Annotated in this window: 13 protein-coding genes; 4 read left to right on the top strand and 9 right to left on the bottom strand. The window is 55.6% G+C overall.

Going from position 1 to position 16034, the window contains the following annotated elements; genetic code table 11:
- Positions 1-78 precede the first annotated feature (78 nt).
- The 9 genes from bamA to rpsB all read right to left on the bottom strand — a co-directional run bounded on the left by bamA (position 79) and on the right by rpsB (position 9862).
- Positions 79-2373 carry an outer membrane protein assembly factor BamA gene (bamA, locus tag BOW53_RS04060; RefSeq protein WP_078486232.1) on the bottom strand — a complete coding sequence of 765 codons (2295 nt, stop codon included), beginning with the start codon at positions 2371-2373 and terminating at the stop codon, positions 79-81.
- Between the two features lie 163 nt (positions 2374-2536).
- On the bottom strand, positions 2537-3901 hold the full coding sequence (gene rseP, locus BOW53_RS04055; RefSeq protein ID WP_078486231.1) for a sigma E protease regulator RseP: 1365 nt from the start codon (positions 3899-3901) through the stop codon (positions 2537-2539).
- An 8-nt stretch (positions 3902-3909) separates the two neighbouring features.
- Complete coding sequence (ispC, locus tag BOW53_RS04050) at positions 3910-5088, bottom strand: 1-deoxy-D-xylulose-5-phosphate reductoisomerase (protein WP_078486230.1); 1179 nt, start codon at positions 5086-5088, stop codon at positions 3910-3912.
- A complete protein-coding gene (locus tag BOW53_RS04045; RefSeq protein WP_078486229.1) occupies positions 5088-5906 on the bottom strand; it encodes a phosphatidate cytidylyltransferase in 819 nt (272 codons plus the stop codon). Before BOW53_RS04045 ends, ispC begins: the two co-directional genes overlap by 1 nt.
- Positions 5907-5911: 5 nt before the next feature.
- The gene (locus BOW53_RS04040; protein ID WP_078486228.1) at positions 5912-6664 is read right to left on the bottom strand and encodes an undecaprenyl pyrophosphate synthase; all 753 of its coding nucleotides are present in this window, start codon (positions 6662-6664) and stop codon (positions 5912-5914) included.
- Between the two features lie 12 nt (positions 6665-6676).
- A complete protein-coding gene (gene frr, locus BOW53_RS04035) occupies positions 6677-7234 on the bottom strand; it encodes a ribosome recycling factor (protein WP_078486264.1) in 558 nt (185 codons plus the stop codon).
- Positions 7224-7958 (bottom strand): UMP kinase, encoded by a 735-nt coding sequence (pyrH, locus tag BOW53_RS04030; protein ID WP_078486227.1) that lies wholly within the window; start codon positions 7956-7958, stop codon positions 7224-7226. The genes frr and pyrH overlap by 11 nt, the downstream gene beginning before the upstream one ends.
- Before the next feature lie 90 nt (positions 7959-8048).
- Positions 8049-8942, bottom strand: a complete 894-nt coding sequence (gene tsf / locus BOW53_RS04025) for a translation elongation factor Ts (RefSeq protein WP_078486226.1) — start codon at positions 8940-8942, stop codon at positions 8049-8051.
- 158 nt (positions 8943-9100) lie between these two features.
- On the bottom strand, positions 9101-9862 hold the full coding sequence (gene rpsB / locus BOW53_RS04020; protein WP_078486225.1) for a 30S ribosomal protein S2: 762 nt from the start codon (positions 9860-9862) through the stop codon (positions 9101-9103).
- Between the two features lie 254 nt (positions 9863-10116).
- Here rpsB and map point away from each other — a divergent pair, with 254 nt between their 5' ends.
- The 4 genes from map (at position 10117) to dapD (ending at position 15756) form a co-directional block, all read left to right on the top strand.
- The gene (gene map, locus BOW53_RS04015) at positions 10117-10917 is read left to right on the top strand and encodes a type I methionyl aminopeptidase (RefSeq protein ID WP_078486224.1); all 801 of its coding nucleotides are present in this window, start codon (positions 10117-10119) and stop codon (positions 10915-10917) included.
- Complete coding sequence (glnD, locus tag BOW53_RS04010; RefSeq protein ID WP_078486223.1) at positions 10910-13561, top strand: [protein-PII] uridylyltransferase; 2652 nt, start codon at positions 10910-10912, stop codon at positions 13559-13561. Before map ends, glnD begins: the two co-directional genes overlap by 8 nt.
- A 151-nt stretch (positions 13562-13712) precedes the next feature.
- Complete coding sequence (dapC, locus tag BOW53_RS04005) at positions 13713-14909, top strand: succinyldiaminopimelate transaminase (RefSeq protein WP_078486263.1); 1197 nt, start codon at positions 13713-13715, stop codon at positions 14907-14909.
- A gap of 25 nt (positions 14910-14934) precedes the next feature.
- The gene (gene dapD, locus BOW53_RS04000; protein ID WP_078486222.1) at positions 14935-15756 is read left to right on the top strand and encodes a 2,3,4,5-tetrahydropyridine-2,6-dicarboxylate N-succinyltransferase; all 822 of its coding nucleotides are present in this window, start codon (positions 14935-14937) and stop codon (positions 15754-15756) included.
- Positions 15757-16034 lie beyond the last annotated feature (278 nt).

Genomic DNA, 16034 nt, shown 5'->3' with positions numbered 1-16034 from the left:
AAGCACAGTTCCACAAAAACCAAGCAAACCCGCCAATAGAATAATCGCTGTCTTTTTCAAAGCCGTTCTCCGGAGCTTTTAAAATGTAGTGCCAAAAGTAAACTGCAAGCTCTCTACCTCATCGCTACTCTTATCGTTGAGCGGCAGTCCCAGACTCAAGCCGAGTGCCCCCAGCGGAGAGAGCCATAACGCGGACAGGCCGGTAGAGTAGCGCAGTTCACCCAAATCAATATCCTCATCACCGGAAGTGTCATAGACATTACCGGCATCAAAGAACCATCCCAGTCTTACAGATCGCTCCAGCAATCTGAAACCGGGTTGGTAATACACTTCGGCATTGGCAACCAACCTAAAGTTCCCTCCCAGAGGATCATCAATGCTATCCCGGGGCCCGAGGCTGTAATCCTTGAATCCACGGACAGACTTTACGCCGCCGGCAAAATAGTTTTCCCAGTATGGCAAGCGTGTTGAGTCTCCATAGACATCGCCGTACCCGACATCCCCTGACAGGGCCAGGGATACGAATTCATTGAGAGGGAAGTACTTCTTGTGCTTGTAGTTGATCTTGTAATACTCGAGATCACTGCCAGGAAACGTGGCCATTGCCTCGAATCTCTGCATGGATCCACTGGTCGGCATAACCGCAGAGTCACGGGAATCACGGCTCCAGTTCATTCCGACCTTAAGATCCACGAAATCATCGCCATTGTCCGTCGCAAAATCCGCGATCTCGGTCGAAGCGCCAGCACCTACCTTGTACTTTGTGTTGGCCAGGTCGAAACTAACGCCAACCCTGTCGGTCTCTGTTACCGGAATACCGAAATTTACCCCGGCAAGGGCTGTATCCGTCAGGTATTTCGCGGTATCTACCTCTTTGAAGTCGGTCTTTTTGTAACCGAGATTAAAACCCCGGCTTATGCCATCAACGGTATAGTAGGGATTGGTGTAACCAAGTGAGTAATTGGTGTTCGCCCCGCTGTTGTCAAACGCCAGGCTTACCCGCTTACCGGTGCCGAGAAAGTTCGTCTGGGTAATACTGCTACTGAATACGATACCTGATGATTGGGAGTAACCCAGGCCAGCAAGCAGGTTACCCATGGGCTTTTCAATTACCGAAATATCCACATCCACCTGGTCAGTAGAGCCGGGAACGGCGGGCGTCTCGATATTCACCTCGTCGAAGTAACCCAAACGCTGCAGTCTATTGCGGGAGCGGGTTACCAACTCTCTGGAGAACCATGCAGACTCCATCTGCCGCATTTCCCTGCGCAGGACCTCGTCCCGGGTTTCATGGTTTCCGCGCATGTTCACCCGACGTACGTATACCCGTTTACCCGGATCCACGAAATAGGTGATGGCTACCTGTTTCTTCTCTTTATCGATATCAGGAATGCTGTTCACGTTGGCAAACGCATAGCCCTTGTTGCCCAGCAGGTCAGTGATACGCTCCGCACTGCTTGTCACTGCCTTGCGTGAAAAAACTTCGCCGCGTGTAAGACGAATTAACGGGAAAAACTCTTCTTTTGGCGCAGCCAACTCACCAGCCAGCCTGATATCGCTGATGGTGTAGACATCCCCCTCCGAGATGTTCACCGTGACATAAATATCATTCTTGTCAGGCGTAATGGAAACCTGGGTGGATATGATCTTGAAATTGAGATAGCCCCGGTCAAGATAGTAGGTACGGAGTTTTTCCAGGTCGCCCGCAAGTTTCTGCCTGGAATATTGATCGTCCTTGGTAAATGCCGAGAGAAAGCCCGTGGTACTCAGGCTGAACTCATCCAGAAGATCCTCTTCCTCTAATGACTCGTTGCCAATGATATTGATCTTTCTGATTCGTGCAGTCGCACCCTCGGAAATCTTGATATTGACTCCGACCCGGTTCCGCTCAAGAGGGGAAACGGTGGACTCCAGCTTGACGCCGTATTTTCCCTGGCTGAAATACTGTCGACGAAGCTCCTGTTCGATTTTATCCAGGATGGATCGATTGAAAACACGACCCTCTGCAAGACCGATATCCTTGAGGGCCAGCAGCAGTTGTTCCGATTCCATGGACTCATTACCACTGATGTCGATTTTGGCAATGGCCGGGCGCTCGGTGACAAAAACGATCAAGACATCGCCTTCACGCTCCAGCCGGATATCCTTGAAAAAGCCGGTTTTGTAGAGAGACTTGATGATGCTCGAGGTCTCGGTGGCATCGATCGCTTCGCCAATCTTCACAGGGAGGTAATTGAATACCGTACCTGCTGAAATTCTCTGCAGCCCCTCGACGCGGATATCCTTGATAACAAACGATTCGCCAAAGGCGACAAGAGGTAGAAGCGTCAATACGGCAAAACAGACCTGGAAGAACCTAATGACAGAGTTCATATTTTCGTTATATCTGTTTGATTTTTATGAATTTTAACAATCCCACAAAGGATCATCCTACATCCCTGTGACGAATCCAGGTAACAGCCCGCTCATGCCAGGCAGAGACTGTTAATCATCGTCCGTCCCACAAAGATGCTCTAGTATAAATAAACTTTCCGAACTATCCCAGCAGACGGGCAATGTCGACATAAAAAGCCAGTCCCATCAGGGCCAGCAGAATCAGCATGCCGATCTTCTGGCTCTGTATTTGAGCCTCTTCGGACATCGGACTGCCCTTGACCCCCTCGACCAGGAAGAACAGCAGGTGACCGCCATCGAGTACCGGGATCGGCAACAGGTTCAACACACCCAGGCTGATACTGATGAGGGCCAGAAACTTTAAAAAATAGACCAGGCCATAGCTGGCTGATTTGCCCGCTGTCTGGGCGATGGATATCGGTCCACTGAGATTCTTGACTGAAGCTTCGCCGGTTACCATGCGGCCAAGCATTTTCAGCATGAACAGGGACATGTCCCAGGTCTTCACTACCGCCTCACCTACCGCCTCGACGGGTCCGTATCGCACCTCTACACGATAATCCCGGTAGAGCTCTTCCGGGATATGAACCCCTGCGCCTATTCTGTCGATCGTCTCACCATTGGCCTCGCGAGAGCCCACAACAAGTGAAATCGAGAGCCTCTCCAACCCGCGTTCAACCTCGAGTTCGACCTTTTGACCAGGATGGGCTCTCACGTAGGTCAGGAATTCCCCCCAATCCGGGACATGCTCCCCATCGACACTCAGAATCCTGTCCCCGCTTCTGATGCCAGCAACAGACGCCGCTTCCCCTGGCACCAGCTCCCCAATAACAGGGGGAACCACGGGCCGCTTGGGTGTCAATCCCATGCCCTGGAGCAGGTTGCCGTTTTCGCTCAGACTGACAAGCTCACCGCCTGGCAGATGGCGACTCTCTTCAAAACCGTCAGCACTCCTGACCACGACCTCCAATGGGGAAGCGCTGTCGGAGCGGGACAACAGGGCAAACACTGCGCTCTCCCAGGTCGGAGTCGAACGACCACCAATGGAGATCAGTTCGTCATCAGCGCGAAACCCTGCAGAGTAGGCTATTGATTCGGCTTTCACTTCACCCACAAGAGGGCGCGTCCCATCGTCCCCGGCAACGAAAATTGCCCAGAAAGCGAAAATCGCAAAAAAGAAGTTGAATACCGGTCCAGCCGCAACAATTGCGGTGCGAACTGAAAGGGACTGGCGATTGAAAGCCCGCGCCTTCTCCTCTTCAGCCACCTCCCCTTCACGCTCGTCGAGCATTTTCACATAACCGCCGAGGGGAATGGCGGCAATCACGTACTCTGTATCGTCGCGTGCACCGGTACGACTCCAGAGGGCCTTGCCGAAGCCGATGGAAAAGCGCAGCACCTTGACGCCGAGTTTCCGGGCCACCCAGAAATGACCGAACTCATGCACCGTGATCAGCACACCCAGGGCGACGATAAATGATGCAACAGTAAACAGAAAGGAATCCATACCGAAAATCAGACCAGGGTGGCGATCGTTTGTTCCGCCACGAATCGGGCTTCGCGGTCCACTGCCAGCAGAGACTCCAGGTTCGAGGCAGGCGTGACCGGCATCTGCTCAAGAGCCGCCTCTATCAGTTTTGGGATTCCGGTAAAACCAAGTTTGCCATCCAGAAAAGAGGCAACGGCAACCTCGTTTGCCGCGTTCAGCACAGCTGGCGCGGTACCGCCCGCCTCGACGGCCTGGTAGGCCAACGCAAGACAGGGGAAACGGTCCATGTCCGGTGGCTCGAAATCAAGCCGGGCCACCTCGAAGAAATCGAGATTCGATACGCCGGATTCAATCCGCTCGGGCCAAGCCAGGGCGTGCGCGATTGGGGTACGCATGTCGGGATTGCCCAGCTGGGCCAGCACTGATCCATCGACATATTGAACCAGGGAGTGAATCACGCTTTGAGGATGGAGTACTACCTGTATATTGTCCACTGACGTATGAAAGAGCCAGCAGGCTTCGATAACCTCCAACCCCTTGTTCATCATGGTGGCGGAATCCACAGAGATCTTTCGCCCCATATCCCAATTCGGGTGGGCACAGGCCTGCTCGGGAGTAACGTGTTCTAACTGCTCCAGGGACGTCTGTCTGAACGGCCCCCCCGAAGCTGTCAATAGAATTCTCCGCACACCCACACGCTCCAGGCCCTGGTTGAACTCGGAGGGCATGCACTGGAAGACCGCATTATGCTCACTGTCGATAGGGAGAATCAGTGAGCCGCTTTTTTCGGCCTCCTGCATGAACAGTTCACCGGAGACCACCAGTGCCTCTTTATTGGCGAGCAGAATCCTTTTTCCCGCACGAACCGCAGCCAGGGTCGGCAGCAACCCTGCCGCCCCGACGATTGCGGCCATTACATAATCCACTTCGGGGTGTGCGACAACCGCCTCCAGGTTTTCAATCCCCGCCAGGACTTCGGTCTTCAGCTCCGTAGAAGAAAGCATTGTCTCGAGTTGCTTTGCTGATTCCGAATCTGCCATCACGGCATAAGCGGGGTTGAATGACTGGCACTGCCTGAAGATGCCCTCTACATCCCGGTTCGCCGTGAGGGCCACTACCCTGTATTTCTCAGGGTGTCGCGCAACCACGTCGAGGGTGCTGACCCCGATAGACCCGGTGGACCCCAGCACGGTCAGACCGATCATCACACCCCTCCCAACAACATCAAGCCAGAAACGAAGACCGGTGCCACGGCGGTCAGACTGTCCATGCGATCCAGTACGCCCCCATGACCCGGCAGCAGCCTCCCGCTATCCTTCATCCCTGCCTGTCGCTTGAGCAGACTTTCGAACAGGTCGCCCACTACCGAGATGATACACACCAGAAGGCAGAAAAGTACCAGCACCAACACAGAACCCAGTTCCGGTGCATACCATGCCAACAGCAGCCCCCAAAGTGCGGCTCCTGCAAGGGCGCCATACACTCCCTCACGTGTCTTCCCTGGGCTGATAGCGGGTGCCAGCTTCACTTTCCCCCAGCGGCTGCCTGCAAAGTAGGCGCCACTGTCAGCCACCCAGGAAAGGGTCATTGAAAACAGCAACAGAACAGGCCCCTTTTCCCCATAACCGTGTATTGCTACAAGCGCCGCCCAGGCGGGAACCAATACGATCAGACCGAGAAACGCTTTGAAAAGAGAACCACCGAAGATGGCCTGTTGGGGACGATAGCGATAAAGAAGAACAGTCACAATCACCCACCAGACAACCGAAGCGACAAACATGTAGAGAGCCAGCTCCGGCCGCTGTATCAACCAGTACGCACCTGCGATACCTGCTGTGACAACGGCAAAAAACAGCAGCTTGCCGGAAAAATTCCGAATCCCTGCGAGAGCGGTCCATTCACGCGCCCCCAGGAGCACGATCAGCGCAAAAACTGCAGCCAGGATTGTGATTGGCAGGTAAAGCACACCGGCAATGACCAGTGGGATGAGAATCAGTGCAGTGATGAGTCTCTGGATCAGCATGAAAACTACTCTTCTGTGTTTTCCGGTGTTTCCTGATCGATCTGTTCACCGGTCTTACCGAACCGACGCTGTCGCTGCCGGAAAGATGCCAATGCACCTTCAAAAGCTTCTGCATCGAAATCGGGCCAGAGTACGTCAGCGAAATAGAGTTCGGTGTAAGCAGTCTGCCAAAGCATGAAATTACTGATCCGTTGCTCACCACCTGTTCGTATGAACAGATCCGGATCAGGCAGGTCTGCAAATGAGAGCGTTTCCGCAATCATGGATTCAGTGATCTGGCTCGACTCAAGTTCACCGGCCTTTACTCTTTCGGCAAGTTGTCGAGCTACCTGCGTGATATCCCATCGGCCACCATAATTAGCAGCGATCTGGAGGACCAGCCCTGTATTCTCTGCCGTGGCGGTTTCAGATTCTGCGATCTTTTTCTGGAGTGCAGGATCGAATGCTGATCTGTCACCAATGATACGGAGCCTGACATTGTTTTTATTGAGCCGCTTAACCTCTTTTTTAAGCGCCACCATGAACAGTTCCATCAGCATGCGCACCTCTTTCTTTGGGCGCTTCCAGTTTTCGCTGCTGAAGGCGAACAGGGTCAATACTTCAATGCCCAGTTTCGCGCACTGCTCAACCGATGTCCGTACGGATTTGACACCGGCCTTGTGACCAGCATATCGAGGCTGACCACGTTTTTGTGCCCATCGGCCGTTGCCATCCATGATGATGGCCACGTGCCGAGGTAACCGAGGATATTTGGTCATCCCGGACGTCTGTCAGATCGACATCAGGTCTTCTTCTTTCTTTGCCAGAAGCTCATCGACGTCTTTGACGTGCTGATCGGTGAGCTTCTGGATGATCTCCTGTCCCCGACGCTCATCGTCTTCGGATATCAGCTTCTCTTTTACCAGGCTCTTCAGGTCCTGGTTGGCATCACGCCGGATATTGCGTACAGCAACGCGTGCCTGCTCCGCTTCCTGGCGAACCACACGAATGAGGTCCTTGCGCCGCTCCTCTGTCAGTGGAGGCAGCGGAACACGAATAACAGTACCTGCCGTGTTCGGATTGAGACCAAGATCTGAACTCATGATCGCTTTCTCCACAGCAGCAACCATGGTCTTTTCCCAGGGCGTTACTGCCAGGGTGCGCGCATCATCCACGGAGATATTGGCAACCTGGTTGAGGGGGGTGTCATTTCCGTAGTATGACACCGTTATGTGATCGAGCAGACTTGGATGGGCGCGGCCGGTCCTGACCTTCGCCAGTTCGTTGTTCAACGCATCCACGCTTTTCCCCATGCGTTCTGCCGCGTCTTTTTTTATGTCATCGATCATTTCCATCTCCACTCTCTACTAGAGAACCCACATCTTCTCCCTGAAGCAGGCGCATCAGTGCGCCAGGCTCATTGATGTTCATCACACGAAGGGGCATGTCGTTGTCGCGGCAAAGAACGATGGAAGTCGCATCCATCACCTTGAGCCCCTCTGCCAGCGCCTGATCATAACTCAGACGCGGATAAAAAACCGCCTCAGGATTCGTCACAGGATCGGCTGAATAGACGCCATCGACCTTGGTCGCCTTGATCATCAGCTGGGCACCGATTTCGACGGCCCGGAGGCTGGCAGCCGAATCCGTTGTGAAATAAGGATTACCGGTACCACCGGCCAGTATCACAACCTCGCCATCCTCGAGATGCTGAACAGCGTTGCGGCGCACATAGAAGTCGCAGACCTGCTCCATCTTGATTGCGGACAGGGTCCTAGCCTTCACACCGGTCTTCTGCAGGGCATCCTGCATGGCCATGGAGTTCATGACAGTTGCCAGCATACCCATGTGATCACCGGAGACCCGGTCGATCCCGGATCTAGCAAGCCCTTCACCGCGAAAGATATTGCCGCCGCCGATGACGACACCCACTTGCATGCCCGCATCGACCAGCTCCTTGATATCGCTGGCCAGGCGGGAGATCACGTTCGGATCGATTCCGAAATTGCCCTGCCCCATCAGCGCCTCACCGCTGAGCTTGAGTAAGATGCGTTGGCAGATCATTTCAGACATATTGTTCCGAGCCCCTCCGATCGTGATATATATTTTGTTTATCTTATACGAAAAGCCCCCGAAAATCGGGGGCTAATCGCTAGGACTGACTTAGTTGCCTGCAGCCGCTGCTTGGGCTGCAACTTCATCGGCAAAGTTTTCAACCTTCTTCTCGATGCCTTCACCCACTTCAAAGCGGGAGAAACCGGTCACCTTGGCGTTGGCACCAGAGAGCAGTTTGCCGACGGTCTGGTCAGGATCCTTGACGAATGCCTGCCCTACCAGGGTGATCTCGGCGAGGTACTTGCGTACGCGGCCATCGATGATCTTGTCGACGATGTTCTCGGGCTTGCCGCTCTCGAGCGCCTGGGTCTTGAAGATGTCACGCTCTTTTTCCAGCATGTCGGCTGGCACCTGCTCTTCGGAGACACAGACTGGGTTGCTGGCTGCAACATGCATGGCAATATCCTTGCCCAGGGACTCGTCGCCACCCTCGAGCTCAACAACAACACCGATACGAATACCGTGCTGGTAGCTCGCGAGCATACCGCCATCGGTGCTGAAACGCTGAAAACGGCGAACGCTCATGTTCTCGCCGATCTTGGCGATCAGGGCTTCACGGGCGGTGTTGATGGTGGTCTCTTCACCGTCGTGCAGAGGCTGCTCCAGCAGCGCTTCAACGGTATCAACGTCAGAGTTGAGTGCACGCTCTGCAACGGCGTTGGCAAAAGAGGTGAAGTTCTCGTCTTTGGCCACGAAGTCAGTTTCACAGTTGACCTCCACCATAGCGGCTTTCTTGGCATCGTCACTGTACTTGATAACAATAATGCCTTCAGCGGCGGTACGGCCGGACTTCTTGGCAGCCTTGGCCTGGCCGGACTTGCGCATCATCTCGATGGCGGCTTCGATATCACCGTTGGTCTCCACCAGCGCCTTTTTGCATTCCATCATGCCGGAACCGGTACGTTCGCGCAGTTCCTTTACCATAGAGGCAGTAATAGCCATGGTTCGAAATCCTCAAGTTGTCTAAATAAATTGAGTGCCCCAAATCCGGGTTATGGACATGGGCCTCACTTGCTAACAGAAGCAACCCCGGCCCTGGGCTTTATCCAGGGCGAGGGTCAATTGGTTGTCACATCGTTTACCGAATGACTGCCCGCGGTTTATTCGGCTGGCGCCTCAGCGGCAGCTTTCTCTTCAACTTCAACGAACTCGTCATTGCCAGAACCACCGAGGTGGGCAGCGCTGGTGCGGCCTTCCAGTACAGCAGCAGCTGCACCCTGGACGTAAAGCTGAATAGCGCGGATGGCGTCATCGTTGCCGGGGATCACGTAATCGATATCATCGGGATCGTTGTTGGTATCCACAACACCGACCACCGGAATACCCAGCTTCTTGGCTTCAGCGACGGCGATGTTTTCATGACCGGTGTCTACCACGAACAGGACATCGGGCAGACCCGCCATGTCCTTGATACCGCCCAGGCTGCGATCCAGCTTCTCCATCTCGCGGCGAAGACCCAGGGCCTCTTTCTTGTTGAAGCGTTCAACAGAACCGTCTTCAAACATCGCTTCCAGGTCTTTCAGGCGCTTGATGCGCTGCTTGATGGTCTTGAAGTTGGTCAGCATGCCACCCAGCCAGCGGTGATTGACGTAAAGCATACCACAACGCTCGGCCTCTTCGCGCACGGTGTCACGTGCAGCACGCTTGGTGCCAACGAACAGGATCTTGCCGCCGTTGGCAGCGAGAGAACCGAGGTAGTTCATTGCATCTTTATAGAGTGGCAGCGTCTTTTCCAGGTTGATGATGTGGATTTTGTTGCGCTGACCGAAGATGTAGGCCCCCATCTTGGGGTTCCAGTAGCGAGTCTGATGGCCGAAGTGAACGCCGGCCTCGAGCATCTCGCGCATTGATACGTTGCTCATAAAATCTCCAAATTGTTGGGTTTTTCCTCCACACACCCCGGCTGCCGACCCGGTTTCCCGGGCACCCCGACAGTCGTGACGGTGTGTGTGTGTAATATTCCCCGGCAGATGATTTCTGCCGGAGTACAGAATCGTTTGCGATCCTGAGGCGCGCTTTATATCATATCGCGCCTGTTGCCACAATCATTGGGACTCAGGGGCTGAGCCTAGCCAAGATCTTATTTTTCCCAAAGTTTTTCAGGAATCACAGCCAGATGAGTGTAACCATCAAGACCGCCGACGAAATAGAAAAAATGCGGGTAGCCGGCCGGCTCGCAGCCGATGTGCTGGATATGATCGAGCCCCACGTAAAACCCGGCATCACCACCGATGAGCTCAACCAGCTGTGCCACGACTACATCGTGAACGAGCAGAAGGCCATTCCCGCCCCCCTCAATTACCGTGGTTTCCCCAAATCCATCTGCACCTCGATCAATCACCAGGTCTGTCACGGTATTCCAGGGACGAAAAAACTCAAGAACGGCGATGCGGTGAATATCGACATCACCGTCATCAAGGACGGCTTTCATGGCGATACCAGCAAGATGTTCTTCGTCGGCGAGCCCTCGATCCTGGCCCGCCGCCTGGTGAAGGTTGCCAATGAGGCCCTCTGGACCGGCATCAGAATGGTCCGCCCGGGCGCAACCCTGGGTGACATCGGCCAGGCAATCCAGCGCCACGTGGAGGCGCACAATTACGCCGTGGTCCGCGAATATTGCGGGCACGGTATCGGTCGCGACTTCCACGAAGACCCCCAGGTGCTCCACTACGGCACCGCCGGCAACGGCCTGGAGCTCCAGGCGGGCATGTGCTTCACCATCGAGCCGATGATCAACGCCGGCAAACGCCAGGTAAAACTGCTTCCCGACGGCTGGACTGTTGTTACCAAGGATCGCAGCCTTTCCGCCCAGTGGGAACACACCCTCCTGGTAACGGACGACGGCTATGAAGTGCTCACCCTGCGAGCAGAAGAGCGGGAGCAGACAGCTCCCGAGGCACTACAACCCAATGCCTGATCGTATCCTGGACACAGCCGCTTTTCTGAGGGAAGCCGCTGAGACGGATAATCCACTGGCACTCTTTCGAGATGCCATCGGCAGGGGTAAAGAGCACCTCAAAACACTGTTTGAAGCGGGTGAACCGGTCTCCAACCTGGTTCAACTGCGTGCCGAGATCATCGATCTGTTGCTGAGAGCGGTGTGGGAGCGGCAAGTTCCCCTGGATGCCGATGTGGCACTGATCGCAGTGGGCGGCTACGGCCGGGGTGAACTCCATCCGAACTCAGACATCGACCTGCTGATCCTGCTCGGCGAAGGCGATCACGATCAACTGTCGGAGTGCCTGGGCAGCCTGCTCACCTTTTTCTGGGATATCGGCCTTGAGATAGGCCACAGCGTCCGCACCCTGCAGGAGAGTATCGAGGAGGCGGAACGGGACATAACCGTCGCCACCAACCTGATGGAGTCCCGCCTGCTCTCCGGCCCGCTCCGACTGTTCAACGCACTTCGCGACAGCACCGGCCCTGACAAAATCTGGCCCATCGAGCGTTTTTTCCAGGCCAAGTGGGAGGAACAGAAGCAGCGCCATCTCAAATTCGATGGCACCGTCAGCAATCTCGAGCCCAATATAAAGGAGAGCCCGGGGGGATTGCGGGACATCCAGATGATCGGTTGGGTTGTAAAGCGCCACTTCAGGGCGGATACCCTGGACGAACTGGTCTCCCACGGCTTTCTGACCAAAACCGAATTCGAGGACCTGATGGAGGGCCAGGAACTGCTCTGGCGCATCCGCTTCGCCCTGCACCTGCTCACCGGACGCCATGAAGACCGCATCCTGTTCGATTACCAGCGCACCCTGGCCGAGCAGTTCGGATACAGCGACGACGAGAGTGGCCTGGGCGTCGAACAGTTCATGCAGCACTACTACCAAATCGCGATCCGGCTCAACCGGATGAATGAAATGCTGCTGCAGCTGTTCCAGGAATACATCCTGCTCAAATGCCACCTGGACGAACCCAAACCCATCAATCCCCGTTTTCACTCCAGGAGCGGTTTCCTGGAGATCACAAGCGAGGATATCTTCGAGCGCTATCCCCTGGCCCTGCTCGAGATGTTCCTTATCATGGAACAACACCCCGAGCTCTACGGCGTACGTGCCAGCACCATCCGCCTGGCACGCAGTCACCGCCACCTGATCGATGACAAATTCAGGGCCGACCCGGCAACCCGCCACCTGTTCATGGAGATCCTGCGCCAGCCCCGCGGCATCGCCCACGAGCTTCGCCGCATGAATCGATATGGCATCCTGGCACGCTACATCCCCGAATTCTCCAACATTGTCGGGCGCATGCAGTACGACCTGTTTCACGCCTACACCGTGGACGAGCATACCCTGTTCCTGATACGCAACCTGCGCCGTTTCGCAGTCCCGGATCACCGTGCCGAGTTTCCGCTCTGCAGCGATATCATGGAGCGGCTGCCAAAACATGAACTGATTTACCTGGCCGCCCTGTTTCACGACATCGCCAAGGGACGTGGCGGCGACCACTCAACGCTGGGCGCCGAAGATGCCCTGAAATTCTGCAGGCACCACGACCTGAGCGAACACGAAAGCCTCCTGGTCTCCTGGCTGGTAGAGAAACACCTGTTGATGTCCATCACCGCCCAGCGCAAGGACACCAGCGACCCCGATGTCATCCGGGCATTTGCCGAAGAGGTGAAGAACCCTGTCAGGCTCGACTACCTCTACCTCCTGACAGTCGCGGATATCCGCTCTACCGACCCCAAGAAGTGGAATAGTTGGAAAAACTCCCTGCTGCGTGACCTTTACATGACCACCAAGCAGGCCCTGTTGCGGGGGCTCGAGAATCTCAAGGACCGCGACGAGGTGATCCAGAACAAGCAGGCCGGTGCACGCCACCTGCTTAAAGCCGACGGCATCAGCCCGGAGGACTCCAATGCATTCTGGCTGACCCTGAGTCTCGAATACTTCCTGCATCACACCTGGGAAGAGATCGCCTGGCAGAGCAAGATGGTGCTCACGGCCAAGAAAGAGGATCTGCCACTGGTGCTGCTGCGCAAATCCAGCACCCGCGGCGGAAACGAGGTTTTCATCTATACAACCGACCGGGACAACCTGTTCGCTCTCACCACCAGCCTGCTGGATCAACTGGGACTTAACATCCTGGGTGCACGTATCGAGTCCACCCATACAGGTTACTCCCTGAGCAGTTATATGGTACTTGAGAACGATGGCAGCGCGATTGACAACCCCGGCCGCCGGGAAGAGATCTGCGCCACTCTCAAGGAGGCCCTGAGTAAAGACGAAATCGATGACATCACGGTAACCCGGCGCGTACCACGACAGATGAAGCACTTCACCACTCCGACCCGCATCGATTTCGTACTGGATGGCGGCAATCAACGCACCATCATGAAACTGGTCACCGACGACCGTCCGGGACTCCTCTCCCAGGTGGGTTATGCCTTTACAGCCTGTGGATTGCGCCTTATCAACGCCAAAATCGCGACCATCGGCGCCGTAGCGGAAGACACCTTCTTCATCACCGACCGCGAGGATCGCCCACTGGACGATCGCAGCCAGTTCAAGTGCATCGAAAAAGCGATCCGGGAGCGGTTGGACGCCAATTCAGAGGTCTAACCGGGCATTTTCTGCTCCAACCTTCACCCTGATCCGGAATTCCCTTATTTTTTTCGCACCTGCAGCACGTTGGTCTGAAAGCTCGAATAGCCTATACTACCCGCCTCGTAACGAACCGGACTTGCCGTCCAACAGTATGACAGTGGACCTGATGAACCCGAGTCTGGACAAACTCCAGCCCTACCCTTTCCAGAAGCTCGCGACCCTCAAAGCAGGCGTAACGCCCCCCGAAGAGCTGAACCACATCCCGCTCTCAATCGGGGAGCCCAAGCACAAGACCCCGGTCTTCATCCGGGATGCACTGCATGACAATCTCCATGGCGTGGCCACCTACTCCGCCACCAAGGGCACGCCCGAGCTGCGCCAGGCTATCACCGACTGGCTGATCAAACGCTACGACCTGCCCCCGGAGAGCCTGGATATCGAGCGACATGTCCTCCCGGTAAACGGCACCCGCGAGGCGCTGTTCGCCTTTGCCCAGGCGGCGGTCGACGCCTCCAGGCAACCCCAGGTACTGATGCCGAATCCCTTCTACCAGATCTACGAAGGGGCGGCGCTGCTGGCCGGTGCGGAACCCGTATTTCTCTCCTGTACAGATGAGAATAACTTTCTGCCCGATTTCGACGGCATCAGCCCCGGGACCTGGAAACGCTGCCAGCTGCTCTACCTCTGCTCCCCCGGCAATCCCACCGGTGCCGTGGCGGATATGGCAACCCTGCAGAGACTTATCAACCTGGCCGAAGAGCACGATTTCATCATCGCCTCGGACGAGTGCTACTCAGAGATATACCTGGACGAAGAGAACCCGCCACCCGGACTGCTTCAAGCCGCCGCGGAGATGGGCAACACGGAATACCGCCGCTGCATCGTGTTCAACAGCCTCTCGAAGCGTTCCAGTGTTCCCGGTCTGCGCTCCGGCTTTGTCGCCGGAGACGCCGACTTGATCAACCCCTTCTTCCTCTACCGCACTTATCACGGTTGCGCCATGCCCACTCATCACCAGGCAGCCAGCATCAAGGCCTGGAGCGATGAGCAGCACGCGGAAGAGAACCGGTCCCTCTATCGCAAGAAGCTCGAAGCGGCGCACGACATCCTGTACGATGTACTGCCTGTGGAGCGCGCAGCCGCCGGATTCTACCTCTGGCCGGAGACCCCGGTTTCGGATACCGAATTCGCACGCGGGCTGTTTGCACAGCAAAACGTAACGGTGCTGCCCGGCAGTTTCCTCTCCCGGGAAGTGGACGGAATGAATCCCGGCAGTCATCGTGTGCGCATGGCGCTGGTCGCCCCGTTGGACGAGTGCGTGGAAGCCGCCGAGCGCATTAAGACTTTTATCAAATCGTTGTAGACAAGAACACTAACTGGAGAGAAAAATGAGCGATATCCAGTCGATCATCATCGAAGCCTTTGAAAACCGGGCAGAGATCACCCCCCGCAATGTAGACACCGTGGTCAAGGATGCCGTGGCCGAGGCCATGGAACAGCTGGACCGCGGTGAGATCCGTGTAGCCGAAAAGAAAGATGGCGACTGGGTGGTCAACGACTGGGTGAAAAAGGCGGTGCTACTCTCCTTCCGCATCCACGATAATGAATTCCTGAAGGGCGGGTTCACCAACTACTACGACAAGGTTCCCTCAAAGTACGCTGACATGAACTCCCGCGAGTTCCGCGAAACCGGTGTCCGTGTCGTACCTCCGGCCACCGCGCGCAAAGGCGCCTATATCGCCCCCAGCACCGTGCTGATGCCCTCCTATGTGAATATTGGCGCCTACGTGGACAGCGGCACCATGGTCGACACCTGGGCAACCGTTGGCTCATGCGCCCAGATCGGCAAGAACGTCCACCTCTCCGGTGGCGTCGGCATCGGCGGCGTGCTGGAGCCCCTGCAGGCTGCACCCACCATCATCGAGGACAACTGCTTCATTGGCGCTCGCTCCGAGATCGTAGAAGGCGTGATCGTCGAAGAAGGCGCCGTCATCTCCATGGGCGTTTACATCGGCCAGTCCACCAAGATCTACAACCGCGAGACTGGCGAGATCTCTTTCGACCGCGTCCCGGCCGGTGCCGTGGTGGTACCTGGCAGCCTCCCTTCCAAGGACGGCAGCCACAGCCTTTACTGCGCAGTGATCATCAAGCAGGTTGACGAAAAGACCCGCTCCAAGGTCGGTATCAACGAACTGCTGCGCGATATTTGATTGCTCCAAACTGCAGAGCCAGGGAGATACCAGGGAATAACCAAACGAAGAAACGGCATCATAAAACGCCTGCAACTTATTGTTTAGATTATATATTAAGGCAAATCTGATTAATTTCGAAAATCGTATACCATCGACCTATTGATCTCCACTCCCAGGAAAACGATGAGACAGCAAAACCTAGAAGCCAGTGGCTACGAGAAATTCAGGAAAAAAGACCCGCAAGGAACAATTTCTGGATGAGATGGAGCAGGTTATTCCCTGGAAGGAAATTTGCG

It is taken from the genome of Solemya velesiana gill symbiont, assembly GCF_002020805.1.
Taxonomy (GTDB): Bacteria; Pseudomonadota; Gammaproteobacteria; order Chromatiales; family Chromatiaceae; genus Sedimenticola_A.
This window is presented reverse-complemented; position numbering and strand designations above follow the sequence as displayed.

Excerpts from the sequence above, each read along its gene's own strand:
- bamA (WP_078486232.1), bottom strand. The coding sequence starts at position 2,373 with ATGAACTCTGTCATTAGGTTCTTCCAGGTCTGTTTTGCCGTATTGACG.
- rseP (WP_078486231.1), bottom strand. The coding sequence starts at position 3,901 with ATGGATTCCTTTCTGTTTACTGTTGCATCATTTATCGTCGCCCTGGGT.
- ispC (WP_078486230.1), bottom strand. The coding sequence starts at position 5,088 with ATGATCGGTCTGACCGTGCTGGGGTCCACCGGGTCTATCGGGGTCAGC.
- BOW53_RS04045 (WP_078486229.1), bottom strand. The coding sequence starts at position 5,906 with ATGCTGATCCAGAGACTCATCACTGCACTGATTCTCATCCCACTGGTC.
- BOW53_RS04040 (WP_078486228.1), bottom strand. The coding sequence starts at position 6,664 with ATGACCAAATATCCTCGGTTACCTCGGCACGTGGCCATCATCATGGAT.
- frr (WP_078486264.1), bottom strand. The coding sequence starts at position 7,234 with ATGATCGATGACATAAAAAAAGACGCGGCAGAACGCATGGGGAAAAGC.
- pyrH (WP_078486227.1), bottom strand. The coding sequence starts at position 7,958 with ATGTCTGAAATGATCTGCCAACGCATCTTACTCAAGCTCAGCGGTGAG.
- tsf (WP_078486226.1), bottom strand. The coding sequence starts at position 8,942 with ATGGCTATTACTGCCTCTATGGTAAAGGAACTGCGCGAACGTACCGGT.
- rpsB (WP_078486225.1), bottom strand. The coding sequence starts at position 9,862 with ATGAGCAACGTATCAATGCGCGAGATGCTCGAGGCCGGCGTTCACTTC.
- map (WP_078486224.1), top strand. The coding sequence starts at position 10,117 with ATGAGTGTAACCATCAAGACCGCCGACGAAATAGAAAAAATGCGGGTA.
- glnD (WP_078486223.1), top strand. The coding sequence starts at position 10,910 with ATGCCTGATCGTATCCTGGACACAGCCGCTTTTCTGAGGGAAGCCGCT.
- dapC (WP_078486263.1), top strand. The coding sequence starts at position 13,713 with ATGAACCCGAGTCTGGACAAACTCCAGCCCTACCCTTTCCAGAAGCTC.
- dapD (WP_078486222.1), top strand. The coding sequence starts at position 14,935 with ATGAGCGATATCCAGTCGATCATCATCGAAGCCTTTGAAAACCGGGCA.